Source organism: Marinobacter sp. PE14, assembly GCF_053566155.1.
The window spans coordinates 794,920-818,423 of sequence record NZ_JBQXNY010000002.1 but is presented as its reverse complement, the minus strand read 5'-3'; the positions used below and the strand labels follow the sequence as shown (position 1 = coordinate 818,423).

Annotated in this window: 20 protein-coding genes; 7 read left to right on the top strand and 13 right to left on the bottom strand. The window is 58.0% G+C overall.

Annotated features, from left to right (window positions below):
• Window positions 1-19: 19 nt before the first annotated feature.
• Window positions 20-223, bottom strand: coding sequence for a hypothetical protein (locus ACWJ62_RS09530; protein ID WP_449286179.1), 204 nt, complete (start codon window positions 221-223; stop codon window positions 20-22).
• Here ACWJ62_RS09530 and ACWJ62_RS09525 point away from each other — a divergent pair.
• Window positions 146-1,897 (top strand): ATP-binding protein, encoded by a 1,752-nt coding sequence (locus ACWJ62_RS09525; protein ID WP_449286173.1) that lies wholly within the window; start codon window positions 146-148, stop codon window positions 1,895-1,897. The two genes, ACWJ62_RS09530 and ACWJ62_RS09525, sit on opposite strands and share 78 nt — an antisense overlap.
• Before the next feature lie 36 nt (window positions 1,898-1,933).
• Here the strand turns inward: ACWJ62_RS09525 and ACWJ62_RS09520 are convergent, their stop codons facing one another.
• The 5 genes from ACWJ62_RS09520 to ACWJ62_RS09500 all read right to left on the bottom strand — a co-directional run bounded on the left by ACWJ62_RS09520 (window position 1,934) and on the right by ACWJ62_RS09500 (window position 9,699).
• Window positions 1,934-2,473, bottom strand: coding sequence for a ferritin-like domain-containing protein (locus ACWJ62_RS09520; protein WP_449285959.1), 540 nt, complete (start codon window positions 2,471-2,473; stop codon window positions 1,934-1,936).
• A gap of 108 nt (window positions 2,474-2,581) precedes the next feature.
• Window positions 2,582-5,341 carry an aconitate hydratase AcnA gene (acnA, locus tag ACWJ62_RS09515; protein ID WP_449285958.1) on the bottom strand — a complete coding sequence of 920 codons (2,760 nt, stop codon included), beginning with the start codon at window positions 5,339-5,341 and terminating at the stop codon, window positions 2,582-2,584.
• Between the two features lie 260 nt (window positions 5,342-5,601).
• Window positions 5,602-7,122, bottom strand: coding sequence for a methyl-accepting chemotaxis protein (locus ACWJ62_RS09510; protein ID WP_449285957.1), 1,521 nt, complete (start codon window positions 7,120-7,122; stop codon window positions 5,602-5,604).
• A complete protein-coding gene (locus ACWJ62_RS09505; protein ID WP_449285956.1) occupies window positions 7,119-7,706 on the bottom strand; it encodes an SCO family protein in 588 nt (195 codons plus the stop codon). Before ACWJ62_RS09505 ends, ACWJ62_RS09510 begins: the two co-directional genes overlap by 4 nt.
• A gap of 169 nt (window positions 7,707-7,875) precedes the next feature.
• Window positions 7,876-9,699: an ABC transporter ATP-binding protein gene (locus ACWJ62_RS09500; protein WP_449285955.1), complete on the bottom strand. Its 1,824-nt coding sequence runs from the start codon at window positions 9,697-9,699 to the stop codon at window positions 7,876-7,878.
• Window positions 9,700-9,843: 144 nt separating this feature from the next.
• Between ACWJ62_RS09500 and ACWJ62_RS09495 the strand changes: the two genes are divergently transcribed.
• A complete protein-coding gene (locus ACWJ62_RS09495) occupies window positions 9,844-11,298 on the top strand; it encodes a hypothetical protein (RefSeq protein WP_449285954.1) in 1,455 nt (484 codons plus the stop codon).
• Window positions 11,299-11,417: 119 nt separating this feature from the next.
• Here the strand turns inward: ACWJ62_RS09495 and ACWJ62_RS09490 are convergent, their stop codons facing one another.
• Window positions 11,418-12,866: a rhomboid family intramembrane serine protease gene (locus tag ACWJ62_RS09490; RefSeq protein WP_449285953.1), complete on the bottom strand. Its 1,449-nt coding sequence runs from the start codon at window positions 12,864-12,866 to the stop codon at window positions 11,418-11,420.
• Between the two features lie 322 nt (window positions 12,867-13,188).
• Here ACWJ62_RS09490 and ACWJ62_RS09485 point away from each other — a divergent pair, with 322 nt between their 5' ends.
• Window positions 13,189-13,629, top strand: coding sequence for an OmpA family protein (locus ACWJ62_RS09485; RefSeq protein WP_449285952.1), 441 nt, complete (start codon window positions 13,189-13,191; stop codon window positions 13,627-13,629).
• A gap of 83 nt (window positions 13,630-13,712) precedes the next feature.
• Here the strand turns inward: ACWJ62_RS09485 and ACWJ62_RS09480 are convergent, their stop codons facing one another.
• The 5 genes from ACWJ62_RS09480 to ACWJ62_RS09460 all read right to left on the bottom strand — a co-directional run bounded on the left by ACWJ62_RS09480 (window position 13,713) and on the right by ACWJ62_RS09460 (window position 17,903).
• Window positions 13,713-14,114: an MAPEG family protein gene (locus ACWJ62_RS09480; RefSeq protein WP_041645712.1), complete on the bottom strand. Its 402-nt coding sequence runs from the start codon at window positions 14,112-14,114 to the stop codon at window positions 13,713-13,715.
• 2 nt (window positions 14,115-14,116) lie between these two features.
• The gene (locus ACWJ62_RS09475) at window positions 14,117-14,359 is read right to left on the bottom strand and encodes a GlsB/YeaQ/YmgE family stress response membrane protein (RefSeq protein ID WP_008175780.1); all 243 of its coding nucleotides are present in this window, start codon (window positions 14,357-14,359) and stop codon (window positions 14,117-14,119) included.
• 95 nt (window positions 14,360-14,454) lie between these two features.
• Complete coding sequence (locus tag ACWJ62_RS09470) at window positions 14,455-15,153, bottom strand: lysophospholipid acyltransferase family protein (protein WP_449285951.1); 699 nt, start codon at window positions 15,151-15,153, stop codon at window positions 14,455-14,457.
• A 48-nt stretch (window positions 15,154-15,201) separates the two neighbouring features.
• Window positions 15,202-15,792: a class GN sortase gene (locus ACWJ62_RS09465; RefSeq protein WP_449285950.1), complete on the bottom strand. Its 591-nt coding sequence runs from the start codon at window positions 15,790-15,792 to the stop codon at window positions 15,202-15,204.
• Window positions 15,789-17,903, bottom strand: coding sequence for a marine proteobacterial sortase target protein (locus ACWJ62_RS09460; RefSeq protein ID WP_449285949.1), 2,115 nt, complete (start codon window positions 17,901-17,903; stop codon window positions 15,789-15,791). The genes ACWJ62_RS09465 and ACWJ62_RS09460 overlap by 4 nt, the downstream gene beginning before the upstream one ends.
• 193 nt (window positions 17,904-18,096) lie before the next feature.
• On the opposite strand from ACWJ62_RS09460, the gene pdsR reads away from it, so the two are divergent.
• Genes pdsR through ACWJ62_RS09445 form a run of 3 tightly spaced genes read left to right on the top strand, consistent with a single transcriptional unit; the run spans window position 18,097 to window position 22,158 of the window.
• The gene (gene pdsR / locus ACWJ62_RS09455; RefSeq protein ID WP_449285948.1) at window positions 18,097-18,798 is read left to right on the top strand and encodes a proteobacterial dedicated sortase system response regulator; all 702 of its coding nucleotides are present in this window, start codon (window positions 18,097-18,099) and stop codon (window positions 18,796-18,798) included.
• A gap of 3 nt (window positions 18,799-18,801) precedes the next feature.
• Complete coding sequence (locus tag ACWJ62_RS09450) at window positions 18,802-20,832, top strand: ATP-binding protein (protein ID WP_449285947.1); 2,031 nt, start codon at window positions 18,802-18,804, stop codon at window positions 20,830-20,832.
• A gap of 18 nt (window positions 20,833-20,850) precedes the next feature.
• Window positions 20,851-22,158, top strand: coding sequence for a DUF3422 family protein (locus ACWJ62_RS09445; RefSeq protein WP_449285946.1), 1,308 nt, complete (start codon window positions 20,851-20,853; stop codon window positions 22,156-22,158).
• Here ACWJ62_RS09445 and ACWJ62_RS09440 read toward each other — a convergent pair whose 3' ends face one another.
• Complete coding sequence (locus ACWJ62_RS09440) at window positions 22,159-22,950, bottom strand: ATP-binding protein (RefSeq protein ID WP_449285945.1); 792 nt, start codon at window positions 22,948-22,950, stop codon at window positions 22,159-22,161.
• Between the two features lie 83 nt (window positions 22,951-23,033).
• Here ACWJ62_RS09440 and ACWJ62_RS09435 point away from each other — a divergent pair, with 83 nt between their 5' ends.
• A complete protein-coding gene (locus ACWJ62_RS09435; protein ID WP_449285944.1) occupies window positions 23,034-23,477 on the top strand; it encodes a methylglyoxal synthase in 444 nt (147 codons plus the stop codon).
• Window positions 23,478-23,504: the final 27 nt, after the last annotated feature.

Genomic DNA, 23,504 nt, shown 5'->3' with positions numbered 1-23,504 from the left:
GCTAGCCAGAGCCGCAGTTCTAGTGCTTTTGCTCTCGGTAGCCTTTGTACTCGATAACGCAGCTACCCAGACTCATCGGAACGACGTCCGTCAGGAATGGCAAGCCCGACTCAACGATATGAACCTCAAGCTGCAAGGTGCCATCTTGCAGAACGTTCAGACGGTTTGGGGTCTGGCTGCCAATGTCTCTGTTCAGCCAGACATCACGGAGGCCGAGTTTCAACAGCTTGCCTCCGTTATTTTCTCATTGGCACCACAGCTGCGGAACATCGGTTTGGCCCCGGACCTGACCATTCGTAATATCTACCCGCTGGAAGGAAACGAGGCGGCTCTTGGTCTTGATCTAACCAGCCAAAGCCTCTCCCTAGAGCAGATAAAGACACTAACGGAGTCCCCGAAAGCGCTGTTCAACGGCCCGATCAATCTTGTTCAGGGTGGCCAAGGCATGGCTGCCAGGATTCCGATTTTCGAGAACGAGTCAGGTCAGTTCTGGGGTGTCATTTCCGTGATTCTCGATCTCAATCGTCTCTATAACGCGGTGGACATGGCGTCGTTTTCAGAAAACGGTTATCTGGCGCTTTTCAGAACGTCGGTCCCTGGCCTCGAAGAAGACCCATTTTTCGGCGCTGCCACAACTCAATGGCAAGATCCGATAACCACCGAACTCAATCTGCCGGGCATTACATGGACGCTGTTCGCACAACCCACCCAGGGGTGGCCAAGCCATCCGGAATCACCTGTGCTCGTGCGATCTATTTTAGGCCTGATGGTTTTATTGCTTTTCGCAGGTGCCTTCTGGTTAACCAGCCTTCTGCTTCGCGACCACCAGATGCAGCGGCGCTTCTCGGGCCTGTTTGAACTGGCGCCTTTCGGGATCGGGCTTTACGACGCCCAGGATGGAAAGCTCTTGCGCGCCAACAACAGCTTCGAAAAGCTGTTTGGAAACCAGGCAAAGTCCCTGAATTTTTTCCGTTACGTTTATGACCACAGGAGCAGGATTCTCCCCGAAGAACTGGACATTTCCGGCCTGTTGAAGAGAGAACTCCGTTTCAGCGGCCTGGAAGGCTATTTTCCTGACGCGAAAAACGAACTGAACCCTGTGCTGCTCCATGGCCTCACATTGGACACACTGAACGGCGACCCGGCTGTTTGGCTGATCGCCGAAGATATTTCAGAGCAAAAGAAGGCTGACCGGGCAAAAAGCGAATTCATTTCCATTGTCAGCCACGAATTACGCACACCTTTGACATCGATCGCTGGATCTCTGGGGCTTCTCTCGAATAATGCTGCCGGCCAGCTGCCACCAAAAGCGTCTAGACTGGCCGGGATTGCCTATAGAAATACCCAACAACTGACACTTCTGATCAACGACCTGCTCGATATTGAAAAGCTGGTTGCGGGGAAAATGGCCTTTGCCCTGGAAAACTGCCTGGTGGCAGGGGTCGTGCGTGAATGCCTGGAAGGCATCGAAAGTTTTGCAGTGGACAAACAGTTAACGCTGAAAGCGGGACACATTCAAGATGTGAATGTCCAAGCAGACCGCAGCAGACTTTGCCAGGCACTCAACAACCTTCTCTCCAATGCCATCAAATTTTCACCCGATCATTCCGAGGTGATTGTGCATACTGAGCGAACGGACAACAGCATCCGTATTCTTGTGTCCGATCAAGGCCAGGGCATTCCTGCGGATTTCAGGGACAGAATCTTCCAAAAGTTTTCCCAGGCAGACTCTTCAGACCGCAGGGCAAAGGGCGGCACCGGCTTGGGGCTTGCTATTACGCGAGAACTGATGCACGCCATGGGCGGAGATGTGGGGTTTGACTCAGAGGAAGGGCATGGCGCCTGTTTCTGGTTGAGTTTGCCAGTCGCCCAAACCGGCGGTAAAAGCGCTACCTGAGAGGCAGCGCGGTTAACCGTTCGGAGTCGGGCAGGATCAGCCGTCCAGGCCCTCAAGCAGACCGGCCATATCGTCGGCGTGCTCTTCTTCCTGGGCCAGGATTTCCTCGATAATCCGCCGGGAGGTAGGATCCTGATCGCCCAGATAGCGGGCAATTTCGCGGTAGCTGTCGATCGCAATCCGCTCGGCAACCAGGTCTTCAACCACCATGTCCCGAAGGGTATCGCCCTCAACAAATTCCGCATGGGACCGGGTCAGAAGGCCTTCCGGCGAGAAGTTGGGCTTGCCTCCTAACTGCACGATTCGCTCGGCCAGCCAATCGGCGTGCTGCTGTTCCTGGTCCGCGTGCTCCAGGAATTCCTGGGCAGCAACATTGGCATTGATGCCATCTGCACGGAAATAGTGGCTCTTGTAACGCAAGGTGCAGACGATCTCGGTCGCCAGTGCCTCGTTCAGAATCTTCACGACATTGTCGCGGTTGGCGCCATAGCCCTCGGTCAGGGCCCCTTCTTCAATATGTCTGCGGGCCCTTTCGCGAAGGGTTTTGACGTCCGTCAGAAACGGTTGATCGGTCATAATGTCTCTCTCGTTTCTCTCTGAAATTTCCTGAAATTGTGTCTGACTTTGGCGTTGCGAATGGGTTCGGCATAGCGGCAGCCCGCTATGCCTCATCAGCCAATTCCATCAGGCGTTTCGCAGCATTTCTCTCACAACATAATGGAGGATACCGCCATGCTTGAAGTAAACGGCCTCGTTGGCGGTATCGATCCGTGACTTCAGCTCGCAGGTCTCCGTGGAACCATCCTTGTATTTCACCGTCATCGTCAGGGTCTGGCCCGGTTTGATCTCGCCAGACAGGCCTTCGATGCTGATGGTTTCCTCACCGGTGAGCTTGAGGCTCTTGCGATCCGTGCCTTCCGGGAACTGCAGTGGCATCACGCCCATACCAATCAGGTTGGAGCGGTGGATGCGCTCGTAAGATTCGGCCACCACGGCTCTTACACCCAACAGACGGGTACCCTTTGCTGCCCAGTCGCGGCTTGAGCCGGTACCGTATTCCTTGCCGGCAATGACCACCAACGGCGTACCTTCCTCCTGATACTTCATGGCGGCATCGTAAATCGCCATCTGGTCGCCGGTGGGCACGAATTTGGTGTAACCGCCTTCAACGCCTTCGAGCATTTCGTTCTTGATACGCACGTTGGCAAAAGTGCCGCGCATCATGACTTCGTGGTTACCCCGGCGGGAGCCGTAGGAGTTGAAGTCTTTTGGCTCAACACCGTGTTCCTGCAGGTATTTACCGGCAGGGGTGTCCGGCTTGAAGGAGCCGGCCGGCGAAATATGGTCGGTGGTCACCGAATCGCCCAGCAATGCCAGTATGTTGGCATCCTTGATATCCTCGATCGCGTCCGGTTCTTCCTTGAGCCCCTCAAAGAACGGAGGATGCTGGATGTAGGTGGATTTATCAGACCACTCATACACCTTGCTTTCCGGCACCTTGATGGACTTCCAGGTGGCGTCGCCATCGAAGACTTCCGCATATTCCTTGCGGAACATATCGGTTCTGACTTTCTCCACGGCCTCGGCGATCTCCTGCTGGCTGGGCCAGAGGTCCTTCAGGTACACCGGATTACCATCCTTGTCGTTGCCCAACGAATCTTTCGAGAGATCCAGGCGAACGTTACCCGCCAGCGCATAGGCCACCACCAGGGGTGGCGAGGCCAGCCAGTTGGTTTTCACCAGTGGGTGCACCCGGCCTTCGAAATTCCGGTTACCTGAGAGCACGGAAGCCACGGTGAGATCGCCGTCACTGATAGCTTTCTCAACCGCGTCCGGCAGTGGTCCGGAGTTACCAATACAGGTTGTGCAGCCATAGCCGACGAGATTGAAGCCGAGCTTGTCCAGATCGTCCTGGAAGCCACCCACTTTCAGATAGTCGGTGACGACTTTGGAGCCCGGCGCCAGCGATGTCTTGACCCAGGGCTTGGTATTCAACCCTTTCTCAACGGCCTTTTGAGCAATCAGACCTGCTGCCATCATCACGCTGGGGTTTGATGTGTTCGTGCAGGACGTGATCGCCGCAATGACTACCGCACCCGGATCCAGCCGGCTTTTTTCGCCGTTCATTTCAAGCGGTTGACTGGCATGATGTTTGTAGCTGTCATCGACGCCTACGGCAGTCTGGCCACCCTCGGATTCGAGGTTGGCCTCGCGGGTTTCGGCGGGCCCCTCGGCAGTCTCCATCAACAGCTCAAAGGACGACTTCATGTTTTTCAGGGCAACCCGGTCCTGCGGACGTTTGGGGCCGGCAAGGCTGGCCTCCACTTCGCCCATGTCGAGTTCCAGATTGTCGGTGTACACCGGCTCATGGCCAGGCTCCCGCCAGAGGCCCTGGGCCTTGGCGTAGGCTTCCACGAGTTCGAGTTGCTCTTCCTCGCGACCGGTCAGGCGCATGTATTTGATGGTCTGCTCATCTACCGGGAAGAACCCGCAGGTGGCACCGTATTCCGGCGCCATATTGGCGATGGTGGCCCGGTCTGCCACCGGCATGTCCTTCAGGCCGTCGCCATAGAATTCCACGAACTTGCCCACCACGCCTTTCTTGCGCAGCATTTCGGTGACGGTCAGCACCAGGTCGGTAGCTGTAATTCCCTCTCTGAGTTTGCCGGATACCTTGAATCCCACCACTTCCGGAATCAGCATGGAAACGGGCTGGCCCAGCATGGCGGCCTCCGCTTCGATACCGCCAACACCCCAGCCGAGGATACCAAGGCCATTGATCATGGTGGTGTGGGAATCTGTGCCCACCAGGGTATCCGGATAGGCGATGGTCTTGCCGTCCTGGTCTTTCTGCCAGACGGTCTTGCCGAGATATTCCAGGTTCACCTGGTGACAGATACCAGTGCCCGGCGGCACCACACGAAAATTGTCGAACGCCTGCTGGCCCCAGCGCAGAAATTCATAGCGCTCCTGGTTGCGTTCCATTTCGATGGCTACGTTGTCCTTGAACGAGGACGCGTCGCCGAATTTGTCGACCATCACCGAATGGTCGATCACCAGGTCCACCGGCGACAGCGGGTTGATCATAGCGGGATCCTTACCGGCTGCCTTGACCGCCTCGCGCATGGCGGCCAGGTCAACGACGCCGGGCACGCCGGTGAAATCCTGCATCAACACACGGGCAGGCCGAAACTGGATTTCAGTGTCGGAATGGCGATCTTTCATCCACTGAACCATGGCATCAATATGGCTTCTGTCCACGGTGGTGCCATCCTCGTTGCGCAGCAGGTTTTCCATCAGCACTTTGAGCGAGAACGGCAGGCGATTCAGGTCGCCGAGGGTATCCGCAGCCTTGGGCAGGCTGTAGTAATGGAAGGTTTTACCGCCAGCATCCAGGCTGGAAAGGGTATTCAGACTGTCTTTACTGAGACTGTCGTTCGACATGTGGTGCCTCCTTTTTCGTCGTTATCCGCGTATTCCGGAAGGCTCTTTCGAAGCCCTTTCAGCAACGCATCGACCGGGAAAGCAATCCCATACCGGGCAATAGCCTGATGAAAGGACTCCACAGCGTGAAGTCACCTTTAACTATTGCAGCAATTAACGAGAGTTCAACCGCGGGCCGATGAATGTTCGGCATCAGTGCGGTGAATATCAGACCAACGTCGGAGAGCCGGGTGCCTCTCCGACGTCAGGTTCTGGAGGGGTTAGATGCGATAGAGTTTCACGAGTTCATTCAGTTTTTCGGTAACCGCTTCAAGGTCTGAAGCCATGGTTCTCACCCGCTCCGCCTCGGATACCACATCGTTGTTCCGGTTGGCGATGGAATGAATATTCTCATTGATCTGAAGCGACGTGGCTGCCTGCTCTTCCGAGGCCGATGCGATCTGGTAATTCATTCGCGAAACCTCACCGATGGCTGCTTCAACTTCGCGGATTGCCTCGCCGGTTTCTCGCATGGCCCGTGTTGACTCGGCAGAACGGGTCCGGCCCATCTCCATCGAAGCCTTGGTCGCCTCTGATATCTCGCTCAGTTCGCCGACGGTAGCCCGAATCTGGTCAGTAAATTCTTGGGTTCTCAGGGAAAGCGCCCTGACCTCATCCGCCACCACGGAGAATCCACGGCCATGCTCTCCGGCTCTTGCCGCCTCGATGGCGGCGTTCAGGGCCAGCAGGTTGGTTTGCTCGGAAATGGCGTTGATGGAACCGACAACAGAAGCGATGGATTCAATCTTTTCGCTCAGTTCATCAACCCGACTGGCGCTGCTCTCAAGCGCCTGGTCAGTGGCCTCGGTCAGCTTTGAGGCATTGGTCATAGCCTCGCCACCCCGGCTGGCAGCAGCCGATGCGTTACCAGCCGCATCAGAAGCCAACTGGGCGTTGCTGGCCACCTCCTGGATGCTGGCTGACATCTCGTTGGTGGCTGTTGCCGCCTGATCGGTCTGGACCTGCTGCTCACTGGTGATCTGCATCGTGGTATCGCTAACGCTGGTCATTTCATTAGCGTTTGAGCGCAGTTGCTCTGACAGTTCCCTGAGCCTGGCAATCAACTCAACGAAACGCTCAAGCATGTTATTGAACGAACTGGCCGTGACACTCTTGTCTGCTTCATGAAGACGGGCCGTCAGATCGTTGTTGCTGTCGAAGCCCCGAATAATCTCGACAATTCTGATCGACTGCTTTTGCTCCGCGCCCATTCGAATCGCGAAGAACACCAGAATCGCCGCCTCGAAAACCACGAACGCCGCGTGCAGAAATGCGATCGACCAGCTGCAGTCATAGTTGAAGATCATCAATGCCATGTTGCCAAAGGACGCACCGCTCAGCTGCAGGCCCGTCAGCGCCAAATGATGAACAGCGATGGTACCTGCCGCGACCACTACCGGCAGCCAGTCCCGATAAATGATCACCAGAGCCAGGGCGGCAAAGATGTGGAAATGCATTTCGATACGACCCAACTGCGCCTGAATCATGATGGCCGAGAACAGCATCAGGCAGACCGCGAACAGTGACGACAAGGCCCTCGTTCCGCGCATCGTATAGAAGCCAGCAGTTGCAAGCCCTCCCACTAACAAAGATGCAATCAGAGCGAACGTGGTGGTGCCATAACCCATCGGCACCAGCAAGCCGACCACCGGAATATGGGCTAGAAGAATAACCAACATCTGCTGATCGTTGCGCTGCCGGATTTCAACTTCATAAGACTGACTGTTTACCGCTGTCGTCATGTGGAACTCTCGCTATTTTTGTCTTTTAGTAAGCGGCGAAGATCCTGTTCAACCAGCTCGAGATTCAGATCTGGTGTTGTGTAAACCAGCCTTCTGCGGAATTCTCCCGTCACCACATGCAGATTTGCACTGTGAGCAATGGGATCATCCGGGGACCTACCCTGTTTAACGGCAAAATCGTTGTAAGCTGAAGCCAATTTTTGTGCGGCTCGATGATTTTCCGGCCGGTAGTATCTGAACGCCTTCCCAAGACTTTCCATGATCTGGTTGAGGACTTCCGGCGTGTCGTTTTCCGGATCCAGAGTGACAAACAGAAACTCGACCTCAGACCCATCCAAACGCTGGCTCAGCTCCATCAGATTGACCAATTGAACCGGGCAAACGGTTCCGCACTGGCGATAACCAAAGAAAATAATGGCGAGTCCGTCCGACGGCGGTTCGTAACCACTTACAGGCTCGCCGGGCTCGTCGATCGCCATCCCGTAAAACCCGCTGTTGTTGAGCAACGAGGGCATCACTGGGAGCGCAAGTGCCAGAAGGAAAGCTGAGGCAAAAAGCAGAATGCTTGTCGTTTTCCTGTTCACTTTTCCTGTCCGTGAAAGATCCGCGCAAGTTTGCAGAGAAGTTTGAGACCGGGCTATAGGTGCATTACGCAACATTTAGCCCTAAGAACTTGCATTTGCAATCTTTTACGGACGCAAAAAGCGACAGATCAGTTTTTGTTGTAATGAGAAGTAAACTTTATGGACCGGATTACATCTGGCGCTCGCCATAAAGCTGGGCGTAGAGACCTTCTCTGGCAATCAGTTCATCGTGATGCCCCTCTTCGATTATCCGACCGTCTTCGAAAACACAGGCACGATCTGCCTGTTTAACGGCGCTGAGGCGATGGGCAATGATCAGGGTGGTGCGCTGTTTGAGGAAGGCTTCAAGGTCCCGATGGAGTTGGAACTCGGTTTCCGCATCCAGCGCCGAGGTGGCCTCATCCAGGATCACCACCGAAGGCTCTGACAGGATCATCCGGGCAATGGCCAGCCGTTGACGCTGTCCGCCAGACAGTCGCACGCCCTGACGGCCGATCACCGTATCGAGCTGGTCATGCATGGCTGCAACCGTGGTATCCAGCTGGGCAATTCGCAGGGCGTCCCAGAGTGCCGCGTCGGGTTTGTCCCGCCCAAGAGTCAGATTCTGGCGAACGGTATCGTTGAACAGCGCCGGGTGCTGGAGCACCGTCGCCACATGCTCCCGAAGGCAGGGCAGGCCGATACGCTGAACCGGCACGCCATCAATCAGCACCTCACCCTGCTGGGGCGTATACATGCCCAGGATGACCTGAATCAGGGTGGATTTACCGCCGCCGCTGGCGCCCACCAGCGCCACTTTTTCGCCCGGCGCCAACTCCAGGTTGATGCCTCGAAGGACCTCCTCCTCGCCGTAGGCAAAGTGGATATTCCGTAGGGTGAGCCCCACGGTATGCAGGTCGCGGAACGGATTCTCGAGCGCCGGATAGCGGGGCTCTTCTTTCAGATCCAGTAATCGGTTAATACGTCCAAGCGCCGCATTGGCAGCGAACCAGGCGTATTGCATGTTGAGCATTTCTTGAACCGGCGTCAGCATGAACCAGAGGTAGCCGAAAATGGCGAACATCATGCCGATGCTCAGGTCGCTGAACAGCACGGTCACCATCGCGGCCGCCCGGAACGCGTCGACGCCGAACTGGAACAGGGCAAAGCTGGCCCGGCTGGCTGCGTCGCTGCGCCATTCAAACTGAATCGCGTGGTCCCGCACGTTGCGGGCGCGGTCAATCAGCTGGCGCAGGTAATGCTTTTCCCGATTGGCTGCCCGCAGCTGGTGAATCGCATCCAGGGTTTCGGTCAGGTCGCCCTGGAAGTCTTCGTAAGCGCTGTTCTCCCGGCGCTTCAACTCCTTGACCCGCTTGCCGATCAGAATCGTGGCGAAGATGACCAGCGGATTGAACAGCAGAATGAGCAGGCCCAGCTCCCAGTGCACCCAGAGCAGGACCCCAGCGGTACCCAGCACTGTCAGGCTCGCCACCAGAAAACGGCTGATGGTGGTACCCAGAAACTGGTCTACGGTATCCAGATCGGTAATAAAGTGACTGCTGATTCCGCCAGAGCCGCGGGTCTCATACTCGGACATAGCAACCCGTTGCAAACGCCCCAGCAGCCGGGAACGGATACGGAACACCACATCCTTGGAGACTTTGGAAAACTCCCGGGACTGCAAGACGTTGAACGACAGTGCCGCCACACGAAGCAGAAAAGCCGCCACCACCATCAGGCCGATGTAGACCACCGGCGTTTCCCAGCTCCCCGGCAGGAAGGAATCCATTACCGGTAACACCGGGCCCGGCTCGTCCAGCAGCACTTCGTCCACCAGAACCGGCAGCAGCAGCGGAACTGGCACACTCATGATGGTAGCCATGATAGCCAGCAGATTGGCACGCACCAGTCTCGGCTTGTGCTTGAGCGCAAGGCCAAAGATATCCCGCCAGGTGTACTGCTGCCGGATTTCGCGAGTGTCGATACCGGTTACGCTGTTTTGAGGGTGTTCCAAGCAACCTCCGGATAATCAGATGTGCCCGGTTGGATACGCCCGGGAACTGACAATAGTCTACCTGTTAACTGGTTTGCTGCGATCAAAACCGACATCTGTCATCATGAGCCAACGATTTTCTGATGGACCAGGACACAAGCACCTGTGAAACACGATTGCCACTATCACCCCGGCGACCCTGCCAAATGGCACTGTGGGGAGTGCCAGATTCACTACTGCAGCCGCTGCATGCCGGATGCCGATACCCGACAGCGTCGAGCCCTGTGTCCGCACTGCAGCAAGGCCATGCGATACCTGGGCGCCGCCACCGAAGTGGTCCCGTTCTGGCAGCGACTCGGCGCGTTCTTCCGCTACCCGTTCCATACCGATCCGCTGATCGTTATCGCCATCTGTACTCTGGTGCCGGTGGTAGCCCCCGCCAACCTGATCGGCATTCTGATCTGGCTGGTGCTGGCGCTTGCCCTCTTCAAATACACCTATGCGGTGATCAACCACACCGCTGAAGGTCACCTGAAACCGCCGGCCGTATCCGTTGCCTTTACCGGCAGCGGCTTTGATATTGTCATCCTGCAGTTCCTGGTATTCGTGCTGATGGGTGGGCTGGTTGGCGCTGCCGCCATGCTCGGGGGGCCGATCCTGATGCTACTGGCGCTGGCGTTCGTGATTCTCGCGCTACCGGCAAGCATCATGGTTCTGGCCATGGAGCGATCGGTGGGCGCGGCGGTGAATCCGATGAACCTGGCGGTGCTGATCTCACGAATCGGCACCCCCTATTTCCTGCTCTACGGTTACCTGATTTTGCTGACCCTCGCCTCGGGCGCCGCCCAGGACTTCGCCGTCAATCACTTTCCGTTCTGGGTCGCCCAGCCCCTGGCCGGTTTCCTGAACAGTACCTTCACCCTGATCCTGTTCCACATGCTTGGCTACCTGCTGTTCCAGTACCAGGAAGAGCTGGGTTTTGCCTCGGATATCCAGGATGAAACCGCCGGGCAGGACACCCATCAGCGCGACCGTAGCGCCCGCTTCGATGCCGATATCGACATGAACCTGAAAGACGGCAACTACGATCGGGTGCAGAGTATGTTGAAGGAAGCTTTGAAGCGAGACCGTGATAACGCCCTGAGAATCGGCCAGCTGTACCAGCTACTGACGGCCCGCCAGGACACCGACGAACTCTACCGCTACCATCCACGCATCATGGGCTGGCTGGCCGATCGCAACGACGGCGAAGGCATCGCCGATGTGCTGAATACGATCCAGAAAGCAGAACCCGGCTTCAAACTGGAGGATCCGGACCTGTCTGTGCGCTGCGCCCGGGCCCTTTATCACCGGGGCCAGTTCAAACCGGCCTTGCGAGTGCTTCAGGATTTCCACAAACGCTTCCCGGACAGCGAACAGCTGGCCCCAGCCTATCTGCTGGTCGCCCAGACCCTGGCCAACGGCTTGTCCCAGTGGGAAAAAGCGACGGCCTTCCTGACGTTTATCCAGAAAAAATGCGTGAATCATCCGCTGCATGAGCAGATTACGGTTTATCTGGAGCAGGCTCAGAATCAAGAGCCGTTGAAGGGACCCAAGGCGTCTTTTTCGGTTCAAGAGTAAGGCAGGGTATGGGGCGGCTTCCCAAAACACGCTGTAAATACATCCGTGTACGCTTGGCTCCGCCATCCCTGGCTCCGCACAGTTTTGGGAAGCCGCCCCATACCCTGCCCCGAACTGTGTCAGTTGGCCTGCAATAATTGGCGATAATGACGAGCCTTGGGCGCCATCTGGCGCTTTTCAAACTCTTCCACCAGCAACCGACAGGCCTCGGCTGTCAGCATGTCATCGCCCGTGCTTCTGAGCCGCTCGAAGGCTTTCTCTGCAGCCTTGAGGTCATGTTGCTTCAGGCTGGTGAACAGGACTCGGTTATGGTCTTCTGCCGCTAGTGGCTGATAGCTCTCCCCTTTGCCCAGGTATTCCTGCCAGATGGCAATCATCTGCTCTGGCTGCCGGCGGCTCAGGGCATCGTTCATCAATTCTTTGGCCCGGTCGCGGTACTCGGGCAGATCTGGCCGGAGTTTGGCCAGTTGGTAGAGATGTTCCAGCAGAATATGGCGTTCGGGGTAATGCTCGCGCAGGGCTTCGAACTGCCGCTTCGCCAGATCGAACTCCATTCGGCCGAGGCTGGCCATGGCCTGGGCGTAACCGGTGGTAAACCGGGCATCCTGCTCTTCCTCTTCCGGCTCGAAAAATTCCTCTCGCACCTGCAGCCAGCTTTTGCCAAGCAGCCAGACCAGACCGGCACCTGCGATCAGACCGCCAGCGTGGGCCATGTAGGCAATACCGGTGGCACCGGCATACCAGTAATCGTAGATTTCCTTGCCCACCCACACCGGTAGCAGAGCAATAGCCGGAGCACGGAAATAGTTGAAGTAGACGCCGAGAAAGTAGAAGAAACGGATCTTCTGTAGCCCATATATGGCTACGTACATGCCCATCAGGCCGGAGATCGAGCCCGAGGCACCCACCAGGGGCACATAGCTTCCCGCCGAAACCGCGGTAAACATCAGCCCAGAGAGGGCGCCGCACACCAGGTAGGCAATCAGGTACCGCCCCGGCCCCAGGGCTTTCTCAACGGTGAATCCCAGCAGGAACAGGAAGATCAGGTTGCCGATGATGTGGCCCCAGCCGCCGTGTAAAAACTGGTAGGTAATCAGGGTATACAGCGACAGATCGGCAGGGACCAGTCCGAGCTGGTTGGCACTCAGTTTCTGGAGGTACTGCTGCTCGATGGCACTGCGCTGTTCCTGCCAATGCGCCCTTTGTGCTGGCGCCCAGATGACGTCCTGATTCTGTCGGAGGTATTGGTAAAACTCCCGATCCATCATCAGGTTGATGGCGAGCCAAAAGTTTTCGTTCTCTTCCCGGAGTTGTTGGAACTGCTGAAGCTCGTAGACCCGGCTTTCTTCCCCCTGAAACTGGATTTGCCGCTGCAGGTAATCCTCGTAGGCCGGCGCCTCCAGCTGATGGAGATCGGCGTCCAGGTATTGTTCAACGGCCTGCTCAAGCTTGCGGCTGTCGTCTCCCTGATAGAACAGAAAAACCAGCAGGCAGGCCATGATCAGGCCAAGGGTGGCCCAGGGCGGGCGTTTCCAGTTGATCGCGTTCTCGGCGGGGATAATCAGCATGGGCGGTCACAATTCATCATAATCTGTCCCTGAAAGTCTGCTTTTTACCACAGCCACGCCTTCTTTTCGCGCTCAAATGGAATCCAGCGCAAAGGTCGCTATGGGTCAATCCCGGAAATGTGGCACACCCCACAGAGTCGGAAAAGCCCAGACTACCGGTGAAACTGTCATTGGCGCGTCACACAAATGACATTAAATCATTTCCAACGACGGACTGTGCCGGGACATGTATCGACCTTTCGCCAATTGCCGTTATTCCTGCTCCGGCCAATAGTGAACAGGAATAACAAGAAAAACCGGATACCGAACCAAGGATTTTCAGATGACCGTACTTGTATTGGATAACCCGGGCCTGATCGCCAATGCTGCGGTGGCCTCAGGCTTCACCGCTGCCACTTACGAAGCCGGGACCAAGCGCCCGCACCGCATGAAGTTCCACTACGGCTTCAACAAGCACTCACTGGACAATGATGACATTGCCTTCCTGCAACAGCACGCGGCCTACATGAAGGAGCATCCTTCCGTGAGTGTCCGGATTCATGGTCATTCCGACAACTTCGGTTCGGAGGATTACAACCAGTTCCTGTCACGATTGCGGGCCAACGCAGTGGCTCGAAGCCTCATTCAGGAAGGTGTGGAGGAATCCCGGATTCTGATGAGGCACTGGGGCTCAGCCCGCCCTCTGGCAACGCCAGAAGACAGGGCAGCCAACCGCCGAGTAGAACTGGAATACATGGACATGGATGTCGCCCAGGCACTCTGAGCGGCAATCCGGGATAACGGTTTCCACAAAAAAAGGGGGCCTGGCCCCCTTTTTCTCCGTACCCCAGGTTTCACCAACCCTGTTCAGCCATAAACCTGCCAGACGTTCCACAACAGCAATAAGGCTGTCACCAGAATCGCCAGCCAGGTCAGCAGAATGCCGATCATACGGGCCCAATGGGTGCCACCGCGACCGTTGATCATGCCGAAGGCATGAAGAATGCGGCCAACCACCAGCGCCATACCGGTCCAGTAAATCAGAGTACTGGAAACGCCGTTGAGCTCAGCGATAGCCAGCATGAGCAGACCGAGTGGCGCATACTCCACCAGGTTGGCGTGGGCCCGGACCGCGGCCTCGAAATCCCGATCATCGGTGACGCCCAGGCCCTTTTTGTACTTCAGACGAAATTTGACGACCTGCGCCGACAACACCAGCAAAAGAATGCCGATAACTGCGGCAAACACTCCGGTTACGGGTACGATCATGCTCAGGCCTTCTTGATTGCACTAACAATAGCGAGAAGCAACACAGCGCCTACCGTTGCGGTGACCAGCTCACCAACAGCACCCTGGGCCGCCAGACCCAGAAGGCGGAACACAAAACCGCCGAGAAACGAACCGACAATACCAATACCGATGTTGGCCAGAATACCAAAACCACGGCCCTTCATGATCAAACCAGCCAGCCAACCGGCCACACCGCCTATAATCAAAAACAGAATCAGATTCATCTCTTGCCTCTCCCTGAGGGTCGTTGAACGAAACGATCAGTCCCGCAAGACTGCCCTGTTTACCGAAGTGCTTCAAGCACTTCCAGACGAGGCGATTACAATGTGGCAATCGTCTCCGACATTTTTTTGTGGCAACGCTCGATCAGCTCCGGAATATCATCAGCCGTGAGACCCTCGGTTTCGATGGGCGGTAAAACCCGAATGGCCACTGACTCACGCCGGCCTGTCCAGCCGACGGCCTCATCGGCGTACTCCTGCACGCACACCATAGTGATGGGAGCCCCGGATGCCACTGCTGCGTGAAACGCGCCTTTTTTGAATTTCTGCAGGCCGCGGCCCTTGCTGCGGGTGCCCTCGGGGAAAACCCAGAGGCTTTTCTGATCCCTGGCAATGGCTTGGCTCGTGGCCTTCATAACCGCAATGGCCTTATGGGAACGTCCGCGATCGAGGATAACGTTGCCGCCGAGCCAGAACACCTGGCCAAAGAAAGGCACCCACACCAGTGATGACTTGCCGACTGTCACGGTGCGAGGCGGCAACAGGTCGCCCACAACAAACAGATCGTCATTGTGCTGATGATTGGCAATGACGACGGTCGGCCGGTCCTGCGGCATGTTTTCCCAGCCTTCCAACGGTCGCTCCATACCCAGGACTGCCCGCCCGAAACGGGCCACAGCACGCGCCAGGATACGATTGTTATCCGGATTGAACGGCCTTGCCGCGTAGAACACCAGCGCGAACAGGCAGATGACCGGCACGCTCAGCCACGCCAGCAGTTTTCTGATAATACCCATGCAACCAAACTCTGCAGCCAAATTTTGGCGCACAAGTGTACGCCAACTTTATATTCCGGCAACAGTGTCAATTTGTTCCCTTTGTTTGCCCTTTGCCGAGGCTCTGACGACGTATCGCAGTGGCCCACCGGCGTCGACACTGTCGAACGGGTAACAGGTCACCAGCAGAAGCGTCCCCTCTGGCAAACGCTGGGTATCGATCAGCTCTGAACGGCTGTCCACCACCCTGGCACCCTCCACCAGGTAACTCTGCCAGCGGCCATCCCGGGCCTGCAGACGCACCTCATTGCCGGTTTCCAGCGCTTTCAGGCTCCGGAAATGCGTATCCCGGTGCCCGGCAATGATCACGGCTCCCTCGGTGCCTTCGCCTCCGGTCAATCGGCCCGGCCCGAAGGCCAGGCTCTCGCCATGGGTATCGGCCAGAACAATCATCGAGTCGTTCAGTTCCGGAATAGCCAGCCGAGCTACCGGCCAGGTGTCCGCCCACGGCCAGGGGCGCGATTCCGCCTGCCGGGCCTGGCTTTCCGCCCAGGCGATCTCCAGTAATTCCTGGGCGATAACCGCCTTGAGCGGAATCCATAATCCGAATACCAACAAGGTAGCAGAGCTGGTCAATAACAGAAGCAGAAGCCGGGTCATGAGAAAGCCCTCCTCTGCAGTAGCACAATCGCCAGTGAGAACATCAACCCCACCAAACCGAGCGCGATCAGCAAGGGTGCCGTGGTTGCCGTCTGCGGGTATCGCAGCATGCCCGCCTGGCTCCCTGCCGGCAGCAGTGTGGGCAGGTTCTCCGATGTCATTGGCGTATCGGTACTACGGGCGGGCGTGGAATCCACGGCCACAAAACTGGTGTAGGCAGACATCAGGCCGTGCTGAACCGCCAGCTCTGTCAGGCTGGCTTTATCAGGCTCCTGGCCAGCGACCCTCGCCTCATCCTCCAAACTGTCGATTTTCTCCCTGGCCCAATGCCGATGCAGCCCCGTTGCGGAAGCGGCCTGCTGCAGGTCCAGCGTTCTGGTCCAGTCCCTGCCACCCGGCAGGCGCCCCGACACCTCTAGCTGCCCCATGGCCGGGACGCCCCGGACCACATGAATCAGCGGTTCGCCCTCGAACAGATCGCCCGGGCGTCCCGGAAACGACTCCTGACCGGCTTCCTGGCCGGGCCAGTTGACCCGGATATCGGTCAAAACCGGTGACTCCATGGCCGAAAACAGGGCCTGCAGAGGTCCATCCACATCGGAAGGCGAGTGAATCGCCGTGTAGGTGCCCCGCCCCCAGCGGGCGGCCTCACGCATGAAATGCCGGTTCGGCGCAGAGCCAATACCCACCGTAAACAGCCTCTGGTTTCCAAGCTGCTGGCGGATCTGCCGGAACAGCGTAGCTTCATTACCGACCGCGCCATCGGTAATGAAGATGACTTGGCGCACCCGGGCGCCGCCTTCAGTCTCGCCTGCACCTTCCAGGGCTCGGGACAGGGCCGGTGCCATTTCGGTGCCACCGTCGGCACGAAGGCGATCCACATACTGACGTGCCCGGGCAAGGTTGTTCCCGGTGGCCGCTTCGGGCTGCATGAACAGGGAATGGGTCTGACTGTTAAACTGGATGACATTGAAACGGTCTCTCGGTGTCAGCGTGTCCAGACCGGCCTGAAGGGCACCTCGGGCCTGGCGGATCGATTCGCCCGCCATGGAACCGGAGGTGTCGATCACGAACACCAGATCCCTTGGCAACACCATGATGCCGCTTTCTCCAGGCACCAGCATGGCCATGAGATAGTCCTCCCCTTCCCAGGACTGATGGAACACCGCTGCCGAGGGCTCCAGTCCGGCAACCGGGCGCCAGCGCACCACAAAGTCCCGGTCCATAAGGATCTCGCCGCCATCGGGACGAACTCTGAACGTCTGGCCGTCCTGACTGGTCGCAAGTCGGTGCGATGGGCTGGAGACGCTCTCAAGGGGCAGCCCGGAATCAATCACCAGATTGATCACCGCCCGATGGCTATCGTCCGCCACATCACCCGGATTGACCGTAAAGGGACTGATGGCACCGGCGTCCGGCACGTCGGTCGTCGGCACTGCCCAACCACCCTGCCACTGATCTGGCGCTGCACTGAGCGGCTTTCCCGGCATGTAACGGGGCGTCAGCGTGGTTGGCACAGTGAGTTCGAACACGCCGGCCTGATACTGCACCGGTTGCTGATACTTCAGCTCCACCGATACCGTCTCCCCCGGGGGAATATTGGCAACCCGTGCGGTAAACAGATTCGGCCGCTGCTGCTCGACATTCGCCGCGTGCTGCCCGGCCTGTTTTGCTTTCTCATAGGTCCGGCGCGCCGTCTCCTTCGGCTGCACCTTGCCCTCGATAGTCCGCTCCCCCACTTTCATGGTCAGTCCATACACGCTGGCCTTTTCGGGCAACGGGAACATGAACACGCCTTCCCGCCACTGGTCGCTGGTGTTTCGGAAACTCCTCAGCAGCCGGGAGTCGGCAATCAAACCGCTGATGCGCACGTCGAAATCGCTCTCCAGCACCAGGGCCGGCTCCTGCCACTGACCCTGGCCGTCAACGAATTGGAACTGGCCAGCCTTGTCGGTCTCATTCGCCTCGGCATAGAGTGGGTGGACAAACAGCATCAACATAACGGCGAGCCAAAGACTGATCCCCTCCAGACAGCGCTTTAACCGGATTCGCTGGCCGCGGGTAACGGAGGGACGTGAATAAAGCCTTAGAGGGGAACTGGAAATAATCATGAGGGAATCCTTGTGACTGCATGACTGTGCGAGACAACGCCATTTCAGCAATCCGGAAAGGAACTCCCATGGCAGATTGCGACAAACCGCCCTCGAAAAATGATGAATTGTGGCAACAACGCCCTTCGAACTTGTCATCAACACCTGCCGTGGTTAAATAGGCACACACCGGCAAGGGGAAGCAGCCGCCACCATGAAGAAACACGTTGTACTGATCGAAGACGAACCCGCCATCCGCGACAACTACCGAGCCGCGTTCGAGCGCCGTGGCTATCGTGTGAGCGCCCATGGCGACCGGGCTTCCGCCTGGCAGGTGCTGCGTCAGTCGTTGCCCGACCTGGCCATTATCGACGTCGGCCTCGGCGATGAACCGGAAGGCGGCTTTGCCCTGTGTCAGGACCTGAGATCACTGTCCCAGACCTTGCCGATTATCTTCCTGACCGCCCGCGACAGCGACATCGATTCCGTCCACGGCCTGCGACTTGGCGCCGACGATTACGTCACCAAGGACATGAGCCTGGACCACTTGTTGGCGCGGGTTACCGCCCTGCTCAGGCGCGCCGACGCCTGGGCCGAAGCCCTCCAGAAACCGGACGAGGTGCTCGAACGAGGCAAACTTTCCCTAAATGTGGATCGCATGACAGTGGCCTGGGGAGAAACGCCCATCGACCTGACCGTCACCGAATTCTGGATGCTGCACTCGCTGGTTCAACACCCCGGCCATGTCCGCAGCCGGGAACAATTGATGGAAGCCGCCAGCACGGTGCTGGATGACAATACCGTCACCTCACACATCAAACGTATCCGCCGCAAGTTCCAGCAGATTGACGCAACCTTTGACGGCATACAGACCGCCTACGGCATGGGCTACCGGTGGAATGCCCGTGAGGTCTGAGCCTTGAATCTCAAGCGCCAGCTGTTCGTTGCCAGCCTTCTGATGCTGCTGATCCCCTGGGCAGGCCTTCAGTTTGTTCTGGAGCTGGACGATGCCCTCCGTCACCAGGCCCGGCAGCAACTCCAGGCCCAGGCAGAAAGACTGGCCGCGACCGCTGGCGATCAGATCATCGGCACGCCGGTGATCCGGCCAGGTGAACCCGCCATCTACGTGGAACCTCTTGCCGGCAACCTGAACCTGGATGGTTACGCTGACGATTGGCCAGGATATGACGAAGCAAACCAGACCAGAAACTGGCAAAGACTCACCAGCGGAAAGACCGGGGAAACCTCTCTGCAATGGCAGGCCGCTACCGATAGACGGAACCTGTATCTGCTGATTCGCGTGAGTCATCGGCAACCCGTGTTCTTTAATCCCGGCAGCCCGGAACAGGCCCACGACCGGCTGAGGCTCTGGCTGGAGCCCTCTCCCGGCAACCTGGCTCCGGAATCCGGTCGGCAATCCTGGTTATTGCGCACACCGGCTCCCGGCCAGCTCTACGGCCTTGAAGAGAAAAGCAGCCAGCCCGACTATCGCCTCTCCGGATTTTTGCAGGGTGCCGGCGATGGCTGGCAACTGGAACTGAAACTGCCCATGCCTGCCGACCGTAGCCGCCTGGGTTTTGCGGCCTTATGGGGCAGTGATCAGGTAACCGGCGTCTCCACGTCGGTTGACCCACTGCCGGTGCTGGTCAGTCGAAATCTGGCCCTGGAGCGACAGCTGGAACCACAACTTAATCCGGGCCAGAAGGCCCGACTGGTTGAACCGGCCGGATGGGTGATCGCACGACAGCAGTCGGGCTCGGCCACGACCGCGCCCGAGTTCGACAGCCTCAGCCCGCTGCAGGTGATCGAGCAGATCAGTCTCAATGCACTCCGGGGACTGGTTCGCCTTTACCAGCCAGAACCCATCGCCATTGAAACTGGTACCAACCGCGTCGCGATCAACTCACTCCCGGAAGCAGGCCTGGTACGTCATGAGGATGACAGCGTCTGGCTGCTGACAACCCGGGAGGTTTTCGGTGGCCGCACGCTGATCCTTGAGCAGTCACTGGACCAGCTTCTGACACTGTCCGGTTCTGCCCTGGGTTCGGTCATTGCCCGCAGCACGCTTATCATTGTCGCACTCACGCTGGTTTTGCTCGGCTATGCCAGCTGGCTATCCTGGCGGATTACCCGACTGCAGCGTGCTGTCAGCGCCAGTATTGACGAAGACGGCCGGATCACCGGCAGAGTGCCGGATGCCCGAAGCAAGGACGAACTGGGCCAGTTGCAGCGGCATTTCAGCCTGATGGTGGATCGCCTCCACGGGTACAACCGCTACCTGGAAAGCTTCTCCCGGCGACTCTCCCACGAGCTTAAAACACCCGTCGCCGTGGTCCGTTCCTCGCTGGAAAACCTCAATCACAGCGACTCGGAGGAAGAGCGCAGGCAATACATTGAAAGGGCCACTTCCGCCACCGAACGCCTCCGGCAGATTCTCCATGGCATGAGCGAAGCGGCACGCCTGGAACAGAGCCTGGACCATGCGGATAAAGAAACCTTTGATCTGGCGGAGGTGGCCGCAGAAGCAACCGCTGCGTATCAGGCCCTCGACAGCAGCCATCAGATCCGCTACTCGGGACCGCAGGGAGGCTGCAAGATTACCGGCTCTCCGGAGCTGATAGTGCAAATGCTCGACAAGCTGGTCGATAACGCCCGGGATTTCACGCCGCAGGATGGCCTGATTGAGGTAGGCCTGGAAACTACCTCAGAAGGGCTGTGCCTCTCGGTCTTTAACCAGGGTTCAACACTGCCCGAGGACACAACGACCGACATCTTCAGCCCGTTTGTTTCAATGCGGGATGGCCAGGAACAGGGCCACCTGGGGCAGGGGCTGCTCATTGTCAGCCTGATTGCCGACTACCATGGTGCCCATGTGGAAGCCCGGAACCGCGCCCAAGGTGGCATTGACGGTGTGTGCTTCCGGGTTATGATCCCAGCTATCCACTCTTGACCACAGGACCACCCCGCCGTGAGCGCACGCCTGGACTCCCTCGATATTCACCCGCTTCGGAACGAGCTCTACAACGAGCTGCATTCACGGCCGTTCCAGGTGCTACCAACACCGGCACGGGTCACCCAGATGGCGGTGCTGACAACACCTGAGCAACGGCAGGAGCAATTCCGTCACCTTCAGGAACTCCACCGGCTGATGGGGCATCCGGTACCGGAAAACGAGGTGGGTTGTTTTGAACATACCTTTGGCTCACTGCGTGTGCGGCGCGAGATGCACATGGAATTCGCGTCCTACACCTTTATCAATCTGGCTGCGGGGGACGAAACACCCTTTACCGAAACCGGCATTACTCCGTTGCCCGAGGGGTGGTTGGAACAGCTGACCGGCACAGTGATCGCCGCGTTCCACCTGGAAGTACGGCCCGCCGCTGACGGAACCGAAGGCGACCTGGATTATGTACGCAAGCACTTCGAAGGCATGCGACTGGTCGGGAGTAGTCCCCAGGAGGGTGCCGCCAGGGTGTGGGGCACCTTCCGGCTACACAGTGACGGCTTTGGCCGATTCATGGTGATGAACCACCACATGTCGGACAGCCAGCTGGGCCGACTGACCCAGCGGTTGATGGAGATTGAAACCTACCGTCTGATGTCACTGCTGGCGCTCCCCGTTGCCCGGGAAATCACGCCGTCGCTGAACGATATGGATGAAAAACTGGCCGTGATCACCCGGTCACTGGCTGAAAACGAAGATGTCGACGAAGAAAAACTGCTGGCCCAGCTGACCAACATTGCGGCCCGGATCGAGGCCTTCCGGGCCCATTCCACCTTCCGCTTTTCCGCCACCCGCGCCTATCACCGGCTGGTACTGACCCGCCTGGAAGAATTGCGGGAAGACGAACTCTCCGGCCACCTGACCCTGACCGAATTCATGACCCGCCGGCTGACTCCGGCAGTGAAAACCTGCGAAGCGGTGAGCGAACGGCTGGAAGACCTTTCCCGCCGGGTCGACCGTGCCTCGGATATGATGCGCACCCGGGTGGAGCTGGCAATCCAGAGCCAGAACCAGCAACTGCTCAGCTCCATGGACCGGCGTTCCAAAATTCAATTGATGATGCAGCATACGGTGGAAGGCTTCTCGGTAGTGGCCATCACCTATTACCTGATCGGCCTGCTCAAATTCGGGCTGGATTCGGTTTACGAAGCCGGTGTTGCCTTCAACAAGACCCTGGTTCTGGGCATCGCCATTCCGGTGGTGATGGCCCTGGTCTTCCTGGGGGTTCGGGTGGTTCACCACCACTTCATCAAGATGGCAAAACGGCAGTAGCTACTTCAGCCTGCCAAGATCCCGGTCGCCGGCAAACTGCCGGTAAAACTGCTGGGCCGTGCGACCATTGCGTACGCCCTTGGCAGTGGCGAAGCGAATCGCCTCCCGATGGAGGCCTTCCCGGTCATCAAAGTCGGGGAACAGCGCGTCCACCGCCTGCAGGTACACGGCCTGCGAAAACGCATAAAACGAAAGCTGAAGACCGAACCGGTCCGCCAGGGACACCTGCTCTTCGATGGCTTCGGCCGGGTGCAGCTCACCGTCCCGCATCTCGCTCTTGAGGTTATCGGACATGAATTCCGGCATCAGGTGTCGGCGGTTGGAGGTGGCATAAACCCGCACGTTCTCTGGCGGCAGTTCCAGGGAACCCTCCAGTACACTTTTCAGGGCCTTGTAGCTGGATTCACCAACATCAAACGACAGGTCGTCGCAGAAGATCACAAACCGGAACGGCAGCTCGCAGATCTCATCGACAATTTCTGGCAGGTTGACCAGATCATCCTTGTCCACCTCGATCATCCGCAGTCCGCGCTCCTGATAGCGGTTCAACAGCGCCTTGATCAGCGACGACTTGCCCGTACCCCGGGAGCCCCAGAGCAATGCGTTGTTGGAAGGCTCACCGACCAGAAAGCGCTCGGTATTTCGGGCCAGCGCCTGCTGCTGCCGGTCGATTCCCTTCAGATCCTGCCATTGCACCGGATCGAGCCGACGGATGGCGCGCAGCCCCGAGCGATGACGGCGCCAGACAGCCGCCGGTGTGGATTGCCAGTCAAAAGATGCAGTCGCGGACATAAACCTCTTTCCTATTCCGAACCGGGCCAGCCTGTGAAACACTGACCCTGTAAAAACCGTGATAACAGGAGACTTTACCCCAAATGGCCGTAAAATCCGTCGCTCTGGTGGCACACGACAACAAGAAAAAGGAACTGGTGGACTGGGTTGCCGAAAACCGCACCCGATTCGCCCCACTGAAACTCTACGCCACCGGCACCACCGGCCGGCTACTCCGGGACAACCTGGAGCGGGACGATATCCAGTGCCTGCTCAGCGGTCCGCTGGGCGGCGACCAGCAAATCGGCGCCAAGATCGCCGAGGGCGAAATCGACCTGCTGGTGTTCTTCTGGGACCCTCTGGAACCTCAACCCCATGACCCGGATATCAAGGCACTGCTGCGCATTGCCGCACTCTGGAACATACCCGTGGCCTGTAACCGCGCAACCGCGGAATTCATCCTGACCTCGGCCTACATGACCGACGACCAGCATCATCCGAAAAAGCCCGACTTCTCCGATTACACGGGCCGCTCAGTCACCGCCTGAATAATGTGAAATCGCGTCGGTTAAGGC

Bases quoted from the DNA above. Each gene is read 5' to 3' on its own strand.
- ACWJ62_RS09485 (WP_449285952.1), top strand. From the start codon at position 13,189: ATGACCGTACTTGTATTGGATAACCCGGGCCTGATCGCCAATGCTGCG.
- ACWJ62_RS09440 (WP_449285945.1), bottom strand. From the start codon at position 22,950: ATGTCCGCGACTGCATCTTTTGACTGGCAATCCACACCGGCGGCTGTC.
- acnA (WP_449285958.1), bottom strand. From the start codon at position 5,341: ATGTCGAACGACAGTCTCAGTAAAGACAGTCTGAATACCCTTTCCAGC.
- ACWJ62_RS09435 (WP_449285944.1), top strand. From the start codon at position 23,034: ATGGCCGTAAAATCCGTCGCTCTGGTGGCACACGACAACAAGAAAAAG.
- ACWJ62_RS09465 (WP_449285950.1), bottom strand. From the start codon at position 15,792: ATGACCCGGCTTCTGCTTCTGTTATTGACCAGCTCTGCTACCTTGTTG.
- ACWJ62_RS09480 (WP_041645712.1), bottom strand. From the start codon at position 14,114: ATGATCGTACCCGTAACCGGAGTGTTTGCCGCAGTTATCGGCATTCTT.
- ACWJ62_RS09510 (WP_449285957.1), bottom strand. From the start codon at position 7,122: ATGACGACAGCGGTAAACAGTCAGTCTTATGAAGTTGAAATCCGGCAG.
- ACWJ62_RS09475 (WP_008175780.1), bottom strand. From the start codon at position 14,359: ATGAATCTGATTCTGTTTTTGATTATAGGCGGTGTGGCCGGTTGGCTG.
- pdsR (WP_449285948.1), top strand. From the start codon at position 18,097: ATGAAGAAACACGTTGTACTGATCGAAGACGAACCCGCCATCCGCGAC.
- ACWJ62_RS09490 (WP_449285953.1), bottom strand. From the start codon at position 12,866: ATGCTGATTATCCCCGCCGAGAACGCGATCAACTGGAAACGCCCGCCC.
- ACWJ62_RS09520 (WP_449285959.1), bottom strand. From the start codon at position 2,473: ATGACCGATCAACCGTTTCTGACGGACGTCAAAACCCTTCGCGAAAGG.
- ACWJ62_RS09470 (WP_449285951.1), bottom strand. From the start codon at position 15,153: ATGGGTATTATCAGAAAACTGCTGGCGTGGCTGAGCGTGCCGGTCATC.
- ACWJ62_RS09460 (WP_449285949.1), bottom strand. From the start codon at position 17,903: ATGATTATTTCCAGTTCCCCTCTAAGGCTTTATTCACGTCCCTCCGTT.